Raw genomic sequence first — 16,488 nt, 5'->3', positions numbered from 1 at the left:
GGTTATGATCGGACCCCTAGTCGACCTTATTCTACCACTTTTTCTTACACGAGTGATTATCTGATGTTCACTAAGTCAAATTTCAAGGGCAAAGAGGCCCAAAAAGCAAAATATTTTTCATCAGCCTTTTCCTCGCCTTTTGCCAATAGCCGCGTCGCAGCCGTGCTGTTGCCAGTGGCAGCCATGGCAGTCCTGCTGAGCCAGTGCGCACCGGAACAGGATACGCCAGCCCAACAGGCGGCTCAAGCGCCCGCCACACAGGCGTCCACGGCTCAGGCGCCAGTCGGCGACACGCAGGCGCTGGGGCTGGGTGTCGATCTGGACAACATGGATCGCAGTGTGCGGCCGCAGGATGACTTTTTCCAGTACGTCAACGGTGGCTGGGTGGAACAGAACCCTATTCCGGCGGATCGCTCGCGCTGGGGCAGCTTTGACGAACTGCGTGAAGCCGCTGAACTGGATGTGCTCGATATTCTGCATGATGCCGCCAGTAGCGATGCTGCCGAGGGCACGCTGGAACAGAAAATCGGCGACATGTACACCGCATTCATGAACGCCGAGGCCGTAGAGGCGCTCGGGGCCCAGCCGCTGGCAGATGAGCTGGCGCAAATCGACAGCCTGGGCAGCCATGACGACCTGCTGGAATACTGGGCCGGTGCTGCTGAAAACGGTCGCATGGCGCCTTTTGGGTACGGCATCAGCCAGGATCAGGGGCAGTCAGACCAGTACATCACCACGCTGGGTCAGTCGGGTCTGGGGCTGCCGGATCGTGACTACTATCTGGATGATAGTGAACGCTACGAAGAAGTGCTGGCGCAGTATCAGGCGCACATCAGCGAAATGTTTGCACTGGCCGGACTGATGCAGGGCGAAGCGGCTGAAGAGGCCGCAGGCCGGGTGATTGAGGTTGAGGGCCGTATCGCCCAGGGCCACTGGACCCGGGTACAGAACCGCGACCGTACCGCAACCTACAACCGCATGAGTCCTGATGAGCTGATGAGCCTGGCACCGGACCTAGCGTGGAATAGCTATCTGAATGACGCCGGCCTGCCAGACATAAATGCATTGGTGGTGCGGCAGCCGACCTATATGCAGTATGTCGCCGGCATGTTTCGCGATATCAGTGTTGCCGACTGGCAGCACTACCATCGCTATCACCAGCTCAGAATGTCAGCGCCGTATCTGTCCGAAGCCTTTGTCGAAGCGCATTTCGACTTCTTCGGGCGCACGCTGAGTGGGCAGCCGGAGATGCGCAGCCGCGAAAAACGGGCCGTGGATACCGTTGACTCAGTGCTGGGCTTTGCCGTCGGCCAACTGTATGTGGAAGAGAATTTCCAGGCTGAGGCGCGTGAGCGTATGGACGATCTGGTGAAAAACCTGCTGGCTTCATTTGAGGTCGCCATTGATGAGCTGGCCTGGATGACCGAGGCCACCAAAGAAGAGGCGCAGGCCAAACTGGCGCGTCTGAACACCAAAATTGCCTATCCCGATGAGTGGCGTGACTATGACTGTCTGCGGATAGACGCCGATGATCTGATCGGCAATGTGCGCCGCGCCAATCGCTGTGAATATGAGCGCATGATGGCACGTCTGGGCCAACCGGTAGACAGAGAAGAGTGGTTCATGACACCGCAGACAGTGAATGCTTACTACAGCTCTACCATGAATGAAATCGTATTCCCGGCCGCCATACTGCAGCCCCCGTTCTTTAACGTGGAAGCCGATGATGCCATCAACTACGGCGCTATCGGCGCTGTCATCGGGCACGAAATTACCCATGCCTTTGATGACCAGGGCCGGCGTTCGGACGGTGACGGCAACCTGCGTGACTGGTGGGCAGATCTGGATGAACAGCAGTTTCGTGAGCGCGCCGACCTGATGGTGGCGCAGTTTGATGCCTACGAGCCGATTGAAGGCATGAACATTCAGGGCGCGCTGGCGCTGGGTGAGAATATCGCTGATCTCGGCGGCCTCACGGTGTCCTATCAGGCCTGGCAACGAAGCCTGAACGGCGAGCCATCACCGGTTATTGAAGGCTTCAGCGGCCGTCAGCGTTACTTTATGGGCTGGGGTCAGATCTGGCGTATAGCGTTCCGCGATGAAGCCCTGCGCCGTCAGTTGACTACCGGTCCGCATGCGCCCGGTCAGTACCGCGTGCGTGGCGCGCTGTCCAATATGCCGGAATTCTACGAAGCCTTTGATGTCGTTGAAGGAGATGGCATGTACCGCGACCCGGATGTCCGAGTTAAGATCTGGTAGAAAGCCAAAATCTGGTAACGGTGTTGAAGATCAGAACCGGCTGAAATGCCGCGACACCGACAGGCGGGCACCCAGCCAGCCCAGCATGGCGCTGCCACCGAGCAGCACCATGCTGGCGCTGGCGCCCAGACCCTGCAATCGATATTGCGCCCCGTAGAATGCCAGCAACTCTGTCGCCGGGCCGCGTAGCAGCAGCATCAGAAGCGCCAGCAGAACCCACGCCAACGCACCACCGAGCAGGCCATACCAGAGGCCGCTGTACAGAAACGGGCGTGCAATAAATGCCCGGGTAGCACCAATCAGGTTCATTACCCGGATTTCCGCTGCGCGGCTGGCAATGGCGGTGCGGATACTGTTGCCGGTAATGAACAGAACCGCCATGGACAGCACAATGATCAGCGCCACCACGGCACGCTGAGTCAGGCTCAGAAAGCTTTCCAGGCGCTGCAGCCAGAGTTGATCCATCTGCACCATGTCCACGCCGGGCTCGCCGCTGAGCATGTCCTGCAACTGCACAATGGCTTCATATTGGGCATCATCAAGCTGCACCACGAGGCTGGCGGGCAAGGGGTTCTGGGCCAGCGAATCGACCACGTCACCCAGGCCCGACCATTCGGCAAAATCTTCTGCCGCCTGTTGCGGCGAAATATAGCGGGTCGTACTGACCAGCTCATGCGTCGCCAGAAGCTGTTGCAGCTGATCAACATCGCCCTGGCTGGCATCGCTGCGCAGGTAGACCGTCACCACGTTGGCCTGCGCCAGGCCGCTATCAAACTGGCTCAGGTTCTTTCCGGTCACATACAACAGGGCTGGCAGCAGCAGGGCAATGGCAATCACCGCCAGCGTCATGGCCGAGCTGGCAGGTTGCTGCCACAGGCGACGTAGTGCGTCGACCGCACATTCGCGATGAATTGACAGCCAGGCGCTGACACGCTGGCGCGCTGACAGCCTGATTTTGCTGTTGCCCGGCCGGCTGCTTCGGGTATTGGCCGTCATGACGGGCTCCGGGCCCGGCTGGGCTGATGTTCATCCTTGATCAGGCGACCCAGGTCCAGGGTCAGCATGCGGTGTTTTAACCGCGTGATCAGCGACAGGTCATGGCTGGCAATTAACATGCAGACACCAACCTGGTTGAACTGTTCAAACAGCACCATGATCTCGGCCGCCAGTTCCGGGTCGAGGTTGCCGGTGGGCTCGTCAGCAAGCAGAATCTGCGGGCGGTTGACCACGGCCCGGGCAATGCCAACGCGCTGCTGTTCGCCGCCGGACAGGGTGATGGGGTTGAGTTTCTCTTTGTCCAGCAGGCCCACTTTGTCCAGTGCGGCACGGACCCGACGGGCGGCTTCGTGTTTGTCGAAACCTTCTATTTGCAAGGGCAGCATGACGTTATCAAACACGCTGCGATCGAATAGCAACTGGTGGTCCTGAAACACCACGCCGATGCGTCGACGGTAATAGGGGATCTGGCGCGATGGCAGGCGATTGATGTTGCGGCCGCCGACCAGAATCTGACCCTGGTTCAGCGCCTCGGTCAGCATGATGAGTTTCAGCAGGGTGCTCTTGCCGGCGCCGGAGCGGCCGGTGAGAAAGGCCATTTCGCCCTTCTCAAGTTCAAAGGACACCTGTTTCAGGGCTTCGTGGCCGCCGGGGTAGCGTTTGCTGACCTCGTCAAAGCGAATCATTGTTGCGCTTTATCCGCTTCATCAAACAACGCGCTGACAAACTGGCTGGCATCGAAGGGTCGCAGGTCTTCGGCCTGTTCGCCAATGCCGATAAAACGGATCGGCAACTGCATGGCATTGGCAATGGCAAACACCATGCCGCCTTTGGCGGTGCCGTCCAGTTTGGTCAGGCACAGACCGGTCACGTTAACGGCGTCATTAAAGCTCTTGGCCTGACTCAGTGCGTTCTGCCCGGTGGTTGCATCCAACACCAGCATGACTTCATGGGGTAGCTGATCGTCCTGCTTCTTGAGCACGCGCACGATTTTTTCCAGTTCCTGCATCAGGTTGGCTTTGTTATGCAGACGTCCGGCGGTATCTGCAATCAACACGTCGATGCCGCGCGCCTTGGCGGCCTGGTAGGCGTCAAAAATGACTGAGGCACTGTCAGAACCTGATGCCTGGGCGATAACCGGGACCTGATTACGCTCGCCCCAGGTCTGTAATTGCTCCACGGCAGCTGCCCGGAAGGTGTCGCCGGCAGCCAGCATGACTTTGCGGTTTTCCTGCTGAAAGCGGCGCGCCAGTTTGCCGATGGTGGTGGTCTTGCCAACGCCGTTTACGCCCACGACCAGTAGAACATAAGGTTTGGTCTCACGCGGAATTTCCAGTGGCGCGGTGCAGGGGGTCAGCAGTTCGCGCAGTTCGACTTGCAGTTGCGCCATCAGGGCATCGCCGTCATTAAGTTGTTTGCGTTTGACCTTGGCCGTGAGCGAGGCAATCACCCGGTCGGTGGCCTCAATACCCAGATCTGCCGTCAGTAGCTGCATTTCAATGTCATCGAGCAGGTCAGCATCAATGGTCTTGCGTCCGCCCAGCAACGAACCCAGACCTTCGGTCAGATTGCCACGGGTGCGGCTCAAGCCCTGTTTCAGACGGCTGAAAAAGCCACCGCGGGCGGCGGGTTCTGGCGCGTCGGGGGTGGCGAGTTCGTCAGATGCATCCGCAGCATCAGGCGCTTCAAAAGCTGCAGGCGCTTCAGGCTCTAACGTAGCCGCAGGCGCTGCGCTGTCTTCTTGACTGACAGGGGGCAGATTATCTTCGGGTTTCTCACTGACGCCATCAACGGGCGGGTTTTCCTCAACCTGCGAGTCCGGTGTCTGGTCAGCGGTGTCTTTGCGTTTCTTGATAAAACCGAACATAAATGATTTGTCTCAGGGTGCAGGCGAACGAGAAGCGCTAGTCTAACATTTAGCAGCCAGCAGGTTACAATGCGCATTCCATTTAGCTGACTGTTTAGCCGACAGCGCACTCTTAACTCTGATAAGGCGACAACTCTTGCCCAGACGATCTACCAGCAAGCGCACTGCAACAGCCCAGCGCAACACGCTCCGTATTATTGGTGGCCAATGGCGGGGGCGCAAGCTGAGCTTCCCCGATGTCCCCGGTCTGCGCCCAACGGCCGACCGCGTGCGCGAAACGCTGTTCAACTGGCTGCAGGGCTGGGTGCTGGACGAAAACTGTCTGGATCTGTTTGCTGGCAGTGGCGCCTGTGGTCTGGAAGCTCTGTCCCGCGGCGCTCGCTCCGCCGTGTTTGTGGATGCCTCGCGGGATGCCAGTGCCAGCATTCAGGCGCACCTGTCATTGCTGGGCGCAGAGGGGGGCAGCGTGGTAACCATGTCCGCCGGCCAGTGGCTGCTCGGCGCCAGTGCTGTCACTGGCGAAGCAAACAAATTTGGTCTGGTATTTCTGGATCCGCCGTTCGCCGACGATGCCCTGACGGGCATTGTGCAACAGCTTGAGACCAGCGGTATTCTAAAACCACGTGCGCAGATCTATCTGGAATCCGGTCACAACCTGGCTGAACTACCGTTACCGGCCAACTGGGTCATGCGCAAGAATTTGCGTGCTGGCGCGGTTTACTACGGCCTCTACGAGCGACGCGCATGACCGGGCCTGTTGCCAAACCGGCTGAGGCAGCAAGCCCCGCCCCTGAGCCAACGCCTTCGCTGGCGGCGTTGAGCGCGCCCTGGTGGTTGCCCGGCGGTCACCTGCAGACCATCTGGCGCAAACTGGCGACAGCCCCTACGTTGATTCGTCAGCGTCAGCGCATCGAACTGGCTGATGGCGATTTTATAGATGTCGATCGTCTGCCGGCGGGCGGAGACAACAAGCCGCTGGTTTTCCTGTTGCATGGCCTGGCCGGCTGTTCCGCGTCACCCTACATTCTGGCCATGCAGCACACGTTGCACAGCGCCGGTTACGACAGTGTGGCGATGAACCTGCGCGGATGCAGTGGTGAACATAATCGCCTGGCGGTGGCTTACCACTCAGGCTGCTCTGACGATGTGGAACAGGTCATTGCAGCGCTGATGGCAGCGCAGCCCCGGCCGCTGGTGGTGATCGGTTACTCGCTGGGCGCCAATGTGCTGATCAAATGGCTTTCCGAGACCGGCTTTAAACCGCAATTGCGTGCTGCCGTCAGTGTCTCCAATCCGTTTTCACTGGATCTGTGTTGTGCGCAAATGAAAACCGGGATGGCCTATTGGTACGGGCGGTATTTTTTACGCCGTCTGCGCACAGATCTGCAGAACAAACATGCGGATCTCGTCCGGCAGGGTGTTGATGACGAAGTGCAGCGCATTCAGCAGCTCGGGCCGCTGGATGGGCTGCAGACCCTGTGGGATTTTGATGATGCGGTGACCGCACCGCTGCATGGTTTCGCCGGTGCCGAAGACTACTATCTGCGCTGCAGCAGCCGGCAGTTTATCGCTGACACGCCGGTGCCAACGCTGGTGGTTCACAGTCACAACGACCCCATCATTCCACCGCAATCACTGCCGCGAGCAGATGAGATGTCATCACTGGTGAGTTGCGAAATTCTGCCCTTTGGCGGCCATGTCGGGTTCACCTCCAAAGGCCAGAATGATTGGCTGGAGCGTCGGATACTACGCTTTATAGAGCAGTCACAATTGAGCTGACACAGCCTGTATCCTCGTGTACTGTAGGCGGCATTTGACGCAACAGGTATCTGCCCAGCATGAAAACAGCGGTTTATCCGGGGACGTTTAATCCCATCACCAACGGCCATATCGATCTGGTAGAACGCGCTTCGCGCCTGTTTGACAAGGTCATTGTTGCCATTGGCGTCAACAAACAGAAGACCACATCGCTGTCGACTGAAAAACGGGTGGCACTGGCCAGAAAGGTATTGGCTCACGTGGATAATGTCGAAGTGGTGGCATTTGAAACCCTGCTCATCGAGTTTGTCCGTGAGCGCGGTGCCAGCGTCATTCTGCGTGGCCTGCGCACCGTCGCTGACTTTGAATACGAGTTCCAGCTGGTTGGCATGAACCGGGCGCTGGATCCGGGCATTGAAACCATTTTCATGGCGCCGGATGAGCACCTGTCCTATATTTCGTCAACGCTGGTGCGCGAAATTGCTTCCTACGGCGGCGATATCAGCCGTTTTGTGCATCCATTGGTGGCGGATGCCATGCGCGACCACCTGGCAGAGCAGAAAGCTGAACAGGGCGCCGAAAAAAAATAGGCAAGGCCTAGCGCTAGCGCTGGCAGCGTTTACAAAACACCGTGCTGCGGGCACTCAACCGCACTTCCTGCAGGATGCCACCGCATTGTTTGCAGGGCTCTGTGCCGCGGCCATAAACCAGCAGTGATTGCTGGAAATAGCCCGGTTTGCCATCCCCACCAACAAAATCGCGCAATGTCGTGCCACCCACGGTGATGGCATGGGCAATTACCTGCTTGATACACGCCACCAGCCGTGCCATCCGTGCCCGGGATACCGAACCGGCCTCCACCAGCGGGCGAATACCGGCCATAAACAGCGCTTCGTTGGCGTAGATATTACCCACACCCACCACCACATGGCTGTCCATGATAAAGCTCTTGATGGGGGTTTTGCGGCCCCGGCTGAGCCGGAACAGATAGGATGTGTCGAAGTCTTCTGCCAGCGGCTCCGGGCCCAGTCGCGCCAGCAGAGGATGCTCTGCGATGGCATCCTCGCTCCACAGCACGCAGCCGAATCGGCGTGGATCGGTGTAACGCAACATCAGCTCATGGGTAAACACAATATCAATGTGATCATGTTTCGCCGCCGGCGCCCCGGCTGGCAGGATACGAACACTGCCAGACATGCCCAGATGAATAATTATGTGTCCGGCGGTTGTCTCTATCAGTATGTACTTGCCGCGGCGCTGCGTGCCAAGCACGGTCTGACCGGGCATGAGCGCGGTGATCTGTGGCGATACCGGCCAGCGTAACTGCGATTGTCTGACCACGCTGCGGGCGATGGTCTGGCCTCGGATATGAGGGTCGATACCACGGCGACTGGTTTCAACTTCGGGTAGTTCAGGCATACGTTCTGTTTTCGATATTGTGGCTGAAATCAGCGGTTTGTGACGATTATTTGTCAGTCAGTTTTGTGAACCAGACTATTGTATCTATTCAGATGTGGCGTATTCTGGTGTAACGTTAAAGCATGATCTGACATCAAATACAGCATAAGACAGTACCGGAGATTCCGCCATGTGTTTCCGAACCATCTGCGTAAAAGCGTCGATTCACACGTCGATCCGTCCATTGCCAACCCTGTCCCTGGCGATAGCGTTATGCTGGGCGCCTTCCATCATGGCAGCCGAAAGCAACGATCCCGGTCAGGGCTGGGCCAGCAATTTGAGTCCCATGCAGACCATTGCGGAGCCACAGGATCTGCGCGAACTGACAGACCTGACCGATTTGAAGGAGTCGATCGAGACGCTTGAAGGTAGCGGTGACACCTGGCATCCGGATATTGCCGAATCCACGTTGAGTCTGGCCCGCCACGTGCAGGAAAACGGAGACCACGTTGAAGCCATTGCCCTGCTGGAACGGGCAGTGCATGTCAGTCGGGTCAATCACGGTCTGTTCAGCCTGCAGCAGGTCAATGCCATTGAAATGCAGATTGAAAGTCATCTGGCGCTGGATCAATGGTCTGAGGCCGACGAACTGCAGCAGTATCTGTTTTACGTTCACAGCCGTGCCAGAGCTGTTGACGATCCGGCCCTGATTCCGGCACTGGAAACCTTTGCCCAGTGGAACATCGACGCGTTCTGGCGCCGTGTAGGTGATTTTCCGGCCAGCCGGCTGGTTGATGCCTTCCATCTCTACAGTGTTGCACTGACAATTGTGGACCAGGATGAGGCGTTGAGGAAACAGTCCCGAGAGGCAATGCTTGAGCGCCTGGCCTATCTGGCATGGCTGATGGCGCGCTCCGGCGCACAGGACAGACAGCAGTCACAATTCAGCATTGTCCGGCTTGTCGACGACAATTGGGTGAATGAAGTCACTGACCGGCGTTACCGACGCCATAACAACCCGTTCCTGCAGGGGGAATATGCACTGGAGCAAATTCTGCAGATGCGGGCGGCGCGGCTGGCCAGGGTGGAAGCGGCCGGCATTGTCGGCGAAGAGCGCGACCAGGCACTGGCAGCGCATACCAACGCGATTCTCGATCTTGCTGACTGGTACCTGCTGTTTGAGCGCCGCAATGCGTCATTTGATGTCTATGAGAGTGCCTGGCTCAATATGCAGAATGAAGACGAGGCGCTTAAACAGCAAGTATTTGATCGCATTGTTCTGTTGCCGAGATTTGAACCCACACGGCAACCAACCCGCGGGCCGGTGCGCAAACGCGATATTCAGGTGGCCGATGCCACTGTAGATGAGGCGGGGCCAGATGAGAGAGAGCCAGCTTCGCAGCCGGAAGACGCCGGCTCGAGCGAGCCGAAACAGGCAGTTGACATGACGACGTCATCGAACATGCCGTATGTTGTCATGGAGTTTGATATCAATCAGTACGGCCGCGCCGTTAATGTCGACATTGTAGAGTCCTGGCCGGAAGACGATGTCAGCATGCAGCGTCATCAGATAGGTGCGCTGCGTGACAGCCGAATGCGTCCCATCATTCGGGAGGGTGAAGCCGCCCGGGTTGACGGCCTGGTCTACCGCTTTCCCTACTATAGAGAGCTGGAGGAAAATTGAAGGCGAGAAAACGTGTACGCAATAATGATGCCGTTAGCCGGTCTTTATTACGGTAAACTCAAGACACTGCGATGTGCGGTTGGAGTCAGAGAAGATGAATATGCCACGAAGCCGAATTCTATTAAGCCTGAGCGTTGCTGCGCTGCTGCTCAGCGCGTGTGAATCCACGCAGCAGTCTCAGCAATCCTCCAGCAGCATGCCGCAGATGCCGTCGTCTTCATCTTCGTCCTCGTCATCAAGCAGTTCGTCCAGCAGCTCGTCGTCATCGTCATCCAGTAGCTCGTCGTCGATGCCGTCATCATCATCGTCATCCCCTTCCATGCCTTCAATGCCGTCGAGTGGCTCTTCAGGATCGCAGTCTGCCTCCAGTTCATCGTCGAGCTCATCATCAGGCTCACAGGCGAGCAGCGCGGGAGCCAGTTCCGGTGGCGGCAGCGCTTCATCGTCCGGATTGCCTGATTTCTCCGGCGGTCGCAGTTCTTCGTCAGGAGGCACAGCCGCCGCAGTCGGTGGTGTCATGCCCGCCAGCGGACGTCCGGGTGCGCCAGGCACTGACAGTGCCAGTGGTGCCGCGGGCAGCACAGCCGCAGGCGGTTCCACGGTAGGCAGTGGTGGTCTGGAAGCCTATGGCGATCGCAGCAATAGCGGTGGCCTGAATCGCATTCCTCCGGCGTCAACCGCCGGCACCGGCGCAGGCGGACAATCACCGGGGCAGGGCGGTGCGAGTCAGGGCACCACTGGCCAGGGCAGCGCGGGTCAGAGTGGCACAGGTCAGGGTAGTAGCGGTCAGGCGTCAGCGGGCCAGGGCAGCGCTGGCAGTGCAGCGGGCGGCGGTGCAGGCGTAATGACAGCCTCGCAACGCGTTGCCGTTCTGGATGGCGAACTCGGTGGTGCTTACGGTGACTTCGACGGATTGATTTTGGCTGAACGCAGCCGCGCCCAGCGTCGCGCCAACGAGGTCGGAGACGATCCCGCAGGACTGTATGACGAAGACAGCGGCCAGGGCAGCGGCGGCGATGGCGGCTCGGGCTCATTGCCGGGTGTGACCGGTGTACAGACGGCCGGTGTCAGCGGCGTCAGCGGTTTTCCCGGCGGCGATGGCCGTGGACCTCAGGCGGGCGGTTCCGGCGGTTCGGTGGGGGGCGTTAATGGTGGCCCGGCAGGAGAACAGCGTGAGACATTCCCGGTCCCGGATGATATTCCTCCGGGCGGCGGCGACGATGTCGTGGCACGTCAAATTCGTGAAGCGGCGCTGCGCGAGCCTGACCCGGAACTACGCGAAGCATTGTGGGATGAGTATCGCCGATACACCGGCCTTGAAATAACGGGTGCAGAGTGATGATCAGGGTGATGATGAGAAATACAATGACGTTGTTCCTGGTGTCGGTGATGGCGCTGACGGGTTGTTCGACCACGTCAGTGAAAACCACCGAATTTGTACCGGTGGTACAGAATGCCACGCCGCAGGACGAGTCATTGCTGATGGACGTAGGGGTCATGGTATTTGATCCGGGTATCGACGAAGTCGACCGTGGTGATCTGGATCGCACCAACTTTGAAATCCGCCGCGCCGAATCGCGTTACGCACCTTATCTGATGGCAGACACATTGCAGCGCTCTGCCAACTGGGGCGCAGTGCGGGTGCTGCCATCGGACAATAGCGTGATGGATATTTTCCTGGAAGGTCAGATCCTGCTGTCCGACGGTGAAGGTATGATTGTCAAAGTAACGGTGACCGACTCCACCGGGCGCGAATGGTATACCCGCCTGTACGAAGAACACATCAGTCAGTACAGCTACGACCAGACCCAGCGCCAGCTGCATGACCCCTTTCAGGTAGTCTATAACACCATCGCCAATGATCTGCTGGTGTACGTGCAGGAGAATCTGGATGCGCAGCAGATTCGCAATATCCGCACTGTTTCCGAACTAAAATTTGCTGCTGACTTTGCGCCGGACATTTTTGGTTCCTATGTCACCACCAACGATCGCGGCATTACGCGCGTCGCCAGGCTACCGGCCGAGAATGATCCGTCACTACGGCGCATCCGTGATATCCGCGAACGAGACAACCTGTTTGTTGATACCGTGCAGGATTATTACGCGACCTACACACGGGAGATGCGTGGTCCCTACGACGCCTGGCGTGAACAGAGTTACCACGAAACCATGGCGCTGGATGAAGCCGAACGTTCGGCGCGTCGTCGCTTTATCGCCGGTGCTGCTGCCATTGTCGGTGGTATTGCTGCCGTTGGCAGTCAGAGCAGCGCCGCTGCGCAAACGGCTGGCATTGTCGGCGTCGGTGCAGGCGCCTACCTGGTACGCAGTGGTTTTGATCGCACTGCAGAAGCGCGCATGCACATCGCCGCGCTGCAGGAGCTGGGTGAATCCCTGCAGTCAGAAATCGCCCCCAAAGTAATTGAACTGGACGACCGCACAATCATGCTCACTGGTACCGTTGAAGAGCAGTATGACCAATGGCGTGACATCCTGATGGAAATTTACCTGACTGAAACAGGTGGTGTTTGATCCGTAGTGGATAAACGGCAGTTTAGGACTAAACAGTATGCAGGGTGGTAAGACCGCGAACGGGGATAAAATTTCGGGCTGGGTGTGGGTGGCGCTGGCGGTGCTGATGTTATTGGCGCTGGCCGTGGTGTTTGTTCTGCCTCGCCTGGTGCAGGAGTATGAATTACCGCTGGTGCCGCGCACCGAGTCAGCACCCATTGTCGCGTCTACCACTCCGTCCGCCTCGGAGGGTCCCCGGATTTCTCCCTTTGATGAGGCTCAGCGCTCACGGCAACGCCGCGAAGCGCAGGATGCGTTGGCCAGCCTGCTGGAGCGGCAACAGGCCCTGGACGACATGGCAGTTACTCAATGGGCACAAAGCGATTATGAAGCCGCCGTCGCCGCAGCGCGCCGCGGAGATGAGTTCTATCGCAACACCGAGTTTGTGCAGGCAGCACTGGCCTATCAGGAAAGTGACCTGGCGTTATCGCGTCTGCAGGAGCGCGCACCTCAAGTGCTTGATGATCTGATAAGTGATGGCGAGGCGGCCATTATTGATCAAGATTCAGCGCTGGCACTGGAGAGGTTTACACTGGCGTTGCGCTTGGGTCCGGACAGCGCCCGAGCGCAGCAGGGACTGGCGCGTGCGCAGACGCTGGATGAAGTGGAAAATCTGATCGCGCGTGGTGAAAACCTGCAGCAAGAAGGCGATCTGCAGGTCGCCCAGCAGCAGTTTGAACAGGCCGCCGCGCTGGACGGCGCGCATGAACGCGCCGCTGCCCTGGTGACACAGAACCGTCAGATGATAGCCGATGCCAATTACACCAATGTCATGTCCGAAGGTTTTGCCCTGCTGCAACAGGGGCAGGCGGACGAGGCTATTGCCGCCTTCCAGCGCGCACAACGCATCAAGCCCGGCTCCGACGAAGCCACTGAAGCCATTTCCCAGACCCGGGAAGAAATCACCCTGGCCCGAATCGCCGATCTACAGGCACAGGCTGAAGCCCTTGAAACCAATGAGGAATGGGAACAGGCCGTCACTGCTTACGATGCGGTGCTGGCGCTGGACAGTAATCTGGTGTTTGCGCTGGAAGGCAAAGACTACTCGGCCCGACGCCTGCAACTTGACCGTCTGCTGGCGGTCAACATTGACCAGCCCATGCGTCTGTCCGATCAGGCAGCCTACAACGAAGCGCAGGAAGTCTACCGGATTGGCCGTGATCTGGAAGCCGATTTGCTGGCCGAGCAGGGTCAGGTCGGTGAACGCCTGGCACAGCAGCTGGATGCCATGGAGGAGCTGTTACAACAAATGCAGATTCCATTGGAAGTCACCCTTCGATCAGACAATGCGACTCAGGTCACCGTCTATCAGGTCGCAGAACTGGGGACATTCTCCGAAACCACCTTGATGCTGACACCCGGTCGTTATGTCGCGGTAGGCACGCGCCCCGGTTACCGCGATGTGCGGGAAGAATTTGTCGTCGGGTTCGGTAACGATCTGAACTCTTTAACTATCCGCTGCAACGAAGAGGTCGCGGCAGTCAACAGGCCCTGAGCACATGCAGGACAATGGCAACAACCCCGGTCAGCATGACGCCCCGGACAGCATCACACCGGTCGACTTCAGTCCGCCGCCACCACCCGGTCGACGCTTCAGCTGGCGACCGCGCTGGTACCATGCCATCGTGGTGGTGGGTCTGGCGCTGGCTGCCGGCGCTGCCGGGTTTGTATTGACTGCACGTTCCGTATTTGTCGAAGTTTCGCCAATGGCAGCGACCATTGAGGTTGTTGATGGTTTTGCCGTCAAAGTGGGTCCACGCTATCTGATGAGGCAGGGAGACTATCAATTGCAGCTCAGCGCTCCAGGTTATTATGACAGCGAGGTAGCGCTGGTTGTCGGCCCGGAACAGGCACAAACGCATCCCTTTAGCCTGACGCCATTGCCCGGCCTGGTCAGTGTCACCACCCGTGATGCTGAAGGGGAAGCCTTAAGCGGGGCACGCGTGTTGCTGGACGGAGTCGACCTCGGTGAATCGCCCCTGGTGGATGCAGAAGTGCCGCCAGGCAGTTACGAACTACAGGTTCAGCGCGAACGCTACCTGCCTTATCGGGAACAGGTGGAGATTGAAGGTCGTCAGGTTGAACAATCGCTGACCGCCACACTGGCACCAGCCTGGGCTGATATCAGTTTTACGTCGCGGCCCGCGGGTGCGGACATCATCGTTAACGGCCAGGTGCAGGGTGTGACGCCCGCGCAAATGGAATTGCTGCAGGGTGCCTATGAAGTCACCATCAAACGCAGCGGTTATAAAGCCTGGCAGGAAGAACTGGTGGTCATGGCCGGAGCCGATCAGCAATTGCCGTCTGTGACGCTGGAAGCGGCCGACGGCCTGGTATTTATTCGCTCCACGCCGGGCAACGCCAATGTCACCATCAATGGCCAGTACCGGGGCCAGACACCGCTTGAAGTATCCCTGCCACCAGAACAGGAACACGAAATCAGGTTGTTCAGAACCGGTTACGATACCGCTGTGAGACGTATCACAACGGGATCCGACGAAGAACGTGATATGACGGTGCCACTTGACCCCATTACCAATCCGGTGAGGATTATTGCGCAGCCGTCTGACGCACAGCTTTATGTTGACGGCGAGCTCAAGGGTGCCGCCAACCAGACCGTCGATCTGATCGCCGCCAGCCAGCGCATCGAGATTCGGCGTGAAGGCTACGTGCCTTACGCCGCCAACTTCACCTCAAGGCCTGGCCTGGATCAGGAAATTCGAGTCAGCCTGAAAACTGAAGAGCAGGCGCGACTGGATGCCATTGAACCGGTGATTACCAGTGCCGGTGGTCAAACTCTGCATCTGTTTTATCCCTACGGGTTCACCATGGGGTCTTCACGTCGTGAGCCTGGTCGACGCGCCAACGAAACGCTGCGCGATGTCGGCATGGAGAAACCGTTCTATCTGTCATTGCGCCCGGTGACCAATGCCCAGTTTAAACGCTTCCGGGCTGACCATGCCTCCGGCACGCTTCAGGGGCAGTCACTGGACCGCCCTAACCAGCCAGCCGTGCAGGTGAGCTGGCAGGATGCAGCGCTATACACCAACTGGCTGAGCGCGCAGGAAGGACTGACACCGTTTTATAACGTGGCAGACGGCACGATCACCGGGTTCAATGCCAATGCCAATGGTTACCGCCTGCCTTCAGAAGCCGAATGGGAATGGGCTGCGCGATCGGATGGCCAGAACGGCATCACCCGATTTACCTGGGGCGAAAGCTGGCCGCCGCCAGCCGAGACCGGCAACTTCGCGGACGAGTCCACCAGCGACTTTCTGGGCCAGATTCTGCGAGGTTACAACGATGGCATTCCCGGAACATCCAATGTCGGCGCCTTCGCAGCCAATGCTCAAGGTCTGTTCGATATGGCCGGTAACGTATCAGAGTGGGTGCATGATTATTATGGCGCGGTCAGCGGTCTGAGCTCCGTCAAGGTGACTGATCCGCTGGGACCCGAAGATGGCACTTACCGCACTATCAAGGGCTCAAGCTGGGCGCATGGCAGCATGACCGAGCTGCGCGCGTCCTATCGTGATTTTGGCGAGGAGGCCCGCAACGATCTGGGTTTCCGTGTCGCCCGCTACCTGGGAGAGTAACATGAGCCTAACGCGTGTTATGTGTGTCCTGAGTCTGATTCTGCTGATGCCGCTGACGGCGATACACGCGCAGCCGGCGGGTGCCGACATCATTGAAGACCAGGCAGATGAAGACCAGGGTAGTGAAGAACAGACCAGTGAAGAACAGAACGTTGATGAACAAAACAACGATGACCAACAGGCGGCCGCTGACGCGGCGCTGCCCGACATCGACAGCCAGCCCATTGATGGTTCACAGAATCAGGGGCCGGGTCGTTTTATTCCGTCAGAGCAGATTTCGCAGGACTCCGGTGTTTCCTTCCCGGTGGACATCTGAGTCTGTAAGCCAGAAAACGCTGTAAACCGATTAACCGTTTAACCTG

At 58.4% G+C, this 16,488-nt stretch carries 15 protein-coding genes; 10 read left to right on the top strand and 5 right to left on the bottom strand.

Going from position 1 to position 16,488, the window contains the following annotated elements; genetic code table 11:
- Positions 1-63 precede the first annotated feature (63 nt).
- Positions 64-2,259, top strand: a complete 2,196-nt coding sequence (locus PHACT_RS08635) for a M13 family metallopeptidase (protein WP_083264460.1) — start codon at positions 64-66, stop codon at positions 2,257-2,259.
- A 30-nt stretch (positions 2,260-2,289) separates the two neighbouring features.
- Here the strand turns inward: PHACT_RS08635 and ftsX are convergent, their stop codons facing one another.
- Genes ftsX through ftsY form a run of 3 tightly spaced genes read right to left on the bottom strand, consistent with a single transcriptional unit; the run spans position 2,290 to position 5,122 of the window.
- Positions 2,290-3,255, bottom strand: a complete 966-nt coding sequence (gene ftsX, locus PHACT_RS08630; protein WP_070116942.1) for a permease-like cell division protein FtsX — start codon at positions 3,253-3,255, stop codon at positions 2,290-2,292.
- On the bottom strand, positions 3,252-3,941 hold the full coding sequence (gene ftsE / locus PHACT_RS08625; protein ID WP_070116937.1) for a cell division ATP-binding protein FtsE: 690 nt from the start codon (positions 3,939-3,941) through the stop codon (positions 3,252-3,254). The genes ftsX and ftsE overlap by 4 nt, the downstream gene beginning before the upstream one ends.
- Entirely contained in the window at positions 3,938-5,122 is a 1,185-nt protein-coding gene (gene ftsY, locus PHACT_RS08620; RefSeq protein WP_070116933.1) for a signal recognition particle-docking protein FtsY, read from the bottom strand. The genes ftsE and ftsY overlap by 4 nt, the downstream gene beginning before the upstream one ends.
- Before the next feature lie 136 nt (positions 5,123-5,258).
- Between ftsY and rsmD the strand changes: the two genes are divergently transcribed.
- From rsmD to coaD, 3 genes are read left to right on the top strand one after another with little or no spacing between them, the layout of a single operon-like run.
- Entirely contained in the window at positions 5,259-5,870 is a 612-nt protein-coding gene (gene rsmD / locus PHACT_RS08615) for a 16S rRNA (guanine(966)-N(2))-methyltransferase RsmD (RefSeq protein ID WP_070116927.1), read from the top strand.
- A complete protein-coding gene (locus PHACT_RS08610) occupies positions 5,867-6,901 on the top strand; it encodes a YheT family hydrolase (protein WP_083264459.1) in 1,035 nt (344 codons plus the stop codon). Before rsmD ends, PHACT_RS08610 begins: the two co-directional genes overlap by 4 nt.
- A 59-nt stretch (positions 6,902-6,960) precedes the next feature.
- On the top strand, positions 6,961-7,470 hold the full coding sequence (coaD, locus tag PHACT_RS08605) for a pantetheine-phosphate adenylyltransferase (protein WP_070116922.1): 510 nt from the start codon (positions 6,961-6,963) through the stop codon (positions 7,468-7,470).
- A 13-nt stretch (positions 7,471-7,483) separates the two neighbouring features.
- On the opposite strand, the gene mutM is transcribed toward coaD, so the two are convergent.
- On the bottom strand, positions 7,484-8,299 hold the full coding sequence (gene mutM / locus PHACT_RS08600) for a bifunctional DNA-formamidopyrimidine glycosylase/DNA-(apurinic or apyrimidinic site) lyase (RefSeq protein ID WP_070116917.1): 816 nt from the start codon (positions 8,297-8,299) through the stop codon (positions 7,484-7,486).
- 169 nt (positions 8,300-8,468) lie between these two features.
- On the opposite strand from mutM, the gene PHACT_RS08595 reads away from it, so the two are divergent.
- Positions 8,469-9,962, top strand: coding sequence for a hypothetical protein (locus PHACT_RS08595; protein WP_139141487.1), 1,494 nt, complete (start codon positions 8,469-8,471; stop codon positions 9,960-9,962).
- Positions 9,963-10,139: 177 nt separating this feature from the next.
- Here the strand turns inward: PHACT_RS08595 and PHACT_RS08590 are convergent, their stop codons facing one another.
- Positions 10,140-10,481, bottom strand: a complete 342-nt coding sequence (locus tag PHACT_RS08590; protein ID WP_070116905.1) for a hypothetical protein — start codon at positions 10,479-10,481, stop codon at positions 10,140-10,142.
- Between PHACT_RS08590 and PHACT_RS08585 the strand changes: the two genes are divergently transcribed.
- Genes PHACT_RS08585 through PHACT_RS08565 form a run of 5 tightly spaced genes read left to right on the top strand, consistent with a single transcriptional unit; the run spans position 10,480 to position 16,442 of the window.
- Positions 10,480-11,301: a hypothetical protein gene (locus tag PHACT_RS08585; RefSeq protein ID WP_070116900.1), complete on the top strand. Its 822-nt coding sequence runs from the start codon at positions 10,480-10,482 to the stop codon at positions 11,299-11,301. The two genes, PHACT_RS08590 and PHACT_RS08585, sit on opposite strands and share 2 nt — an antisense overlap.
- An 11-nt stretch (positions 11,302-11,312) precedes the next feature.
- Complete coding sequence (locus tag PHACT_RS08580) at positions 11,313-12,491, top strand: hypothetical protein (RefSeq protein WP_083264601.1); 1,179 nt, start codon at positions 11,313-11,315, stop codon at positions 12,489-12,491.
- A gap of 37 nt (positions 12,492-12,528) precedes the next feature.
- Positions 12,529-14,025, top strand: a complete 1,497-nt coding sequence (locus PHACT_RS08575) for a tetratricopeptide repeat protein (RefSeq protein WP_070116890.1) — start codon at positions 12,529-12,531, stop codon at positions 14,023-14,025.
- A gap of 4 nt (positions 14,026-14,029) precedes the next feature.
- On the top strand, positions 14,030-16,126 hold the full coding sequence (locus PHACT_RS08570) for a PEGA domain-containing protein (protein WP_070116885.1): 2,097 nt from the start codon (positions 14,030-14,032) through the stop codon (positions 16,124-16,126).
- Between the two features lies 1 nt (position 16,127).
- Positions 16,128-16,442 carry a hypothetical protein gene (locus PHACT_RS08565; RefSeq protein ID WP_139141486.1) on the top strand — a complete coding sequence of 105 codons (315 nt, stop codon included), beginning with the start codon at positions 16,128-16,130 and terminating at the stop codon, positions 16,440-16,442.
- The last annotated feature ends 46 nt before the right edge of the window (positions 16,443-16,488 follow it).

This window comes from Pseudohongiella acticola (assembly GCF_001758195.1).
Taxonomy (GTDB): domain Bacteria; phylum Pseudomonadota; class Gammaproteobacteria; order Pseudomonadales; family Pseudohongiellaceae; genus Pseudohongiella; species Pseudohongiella acticola.
This window is presented reverse-complemented; position numbering and strand designations above follow the sequence as displayed.

Coding starts and splice junctions, on each gene's coding strand:
- PHACT_RS08595 (WP_139141487.1), top strand. CDS start 8,469: ATGTGTTTCCGAACCATCTGCGTAAAAGCGTCGATTCACACGTCGATC.
- mutM (WP_070116917.1), bottom strand. CDS start 8,299: ATGCCTGAACTACCCGAAGTTGAAACCAGTCGCCGTGGTATCGACCCT.
- PHACT_RS08585 (WP_070116900.1), top strand. CDS start 10,480: ATGCCCGCCAGCGGACGTCCGGGTGCGCCAGGCACTGACAGTGCCAGT.
- PHACT_RS08580 (WP_083264601.1), top strand. CDS start 11,313: ATGATGAGAAATACAATGACGTTGTTCCTGGTGTCGGTGATGGCGCTG.
- PHACT_RS08610 (WP_083264459.1), top strand. CDS start 5,867: ATGACCGGGCCTGTTGCCAAACCGGCTGAGGCAGCAAGCCCCGCCCCT.
- coaD (WP_070116922.1), top strand. CDS start 6,961: ATGAAAACAGCGGTTTATCCGGGGACGTTTAATCCCATCACCAACGGC.
- ftsX (WP_070116942.1), bottom strand. CDS start 3,255: ATGACGGCCAATACCCGAAGCAGCCGGCCGGGCAACAGCAAAATCAGG.
- ftsE (WP_070116937.1), bottom strand. CDS start 3,941: ATGATTCGCTTTGACGAGGTCAGCAAACGCTACCCCGGCGGCCACGAA.
- PHACT_RS08635 (WP_083264460.1), top strand. CDS start 64: ATGTTCACTAAGTCAAATTTCAAGGGCAAAGAGGCCCAAAAAGCAAAA.
- ftsY (WP_070116933.1), bottom strand. CDS start 5,122: ATGTTCGGTTTTATCAAGAAACGCAAAGACACCGCTGACCAGACACCG.
- PHACT_RS08590 (WP_070116905.1), bottom strand. CDS start 10,481: ATGACACCACCGACTGCGGCGGCTGTGCCTCCTGACGAAGAACTGCGA.
- PHACT_RS08575 (WP_070116890.1), top strand. CDS start 12,529: ATGCAGGGTGGTAAGACCGCGAACGGGGATAAAATTTCGGGCTGGGTG.
- PHACT_RS08570 (WP_070116885.1), top strand. CDS start 14,030: ATGCAGGACAATGGCAACAACCCCGGTCAGCATGACGCCCCGGACAGC.
- PHACT_RS08565 (WP_139141486.1), top strand. CDS start 16,128: ATGAGCCTAACGCGTGTTATGTGTGTCCTGAGTCTGATTCTGCTGATG.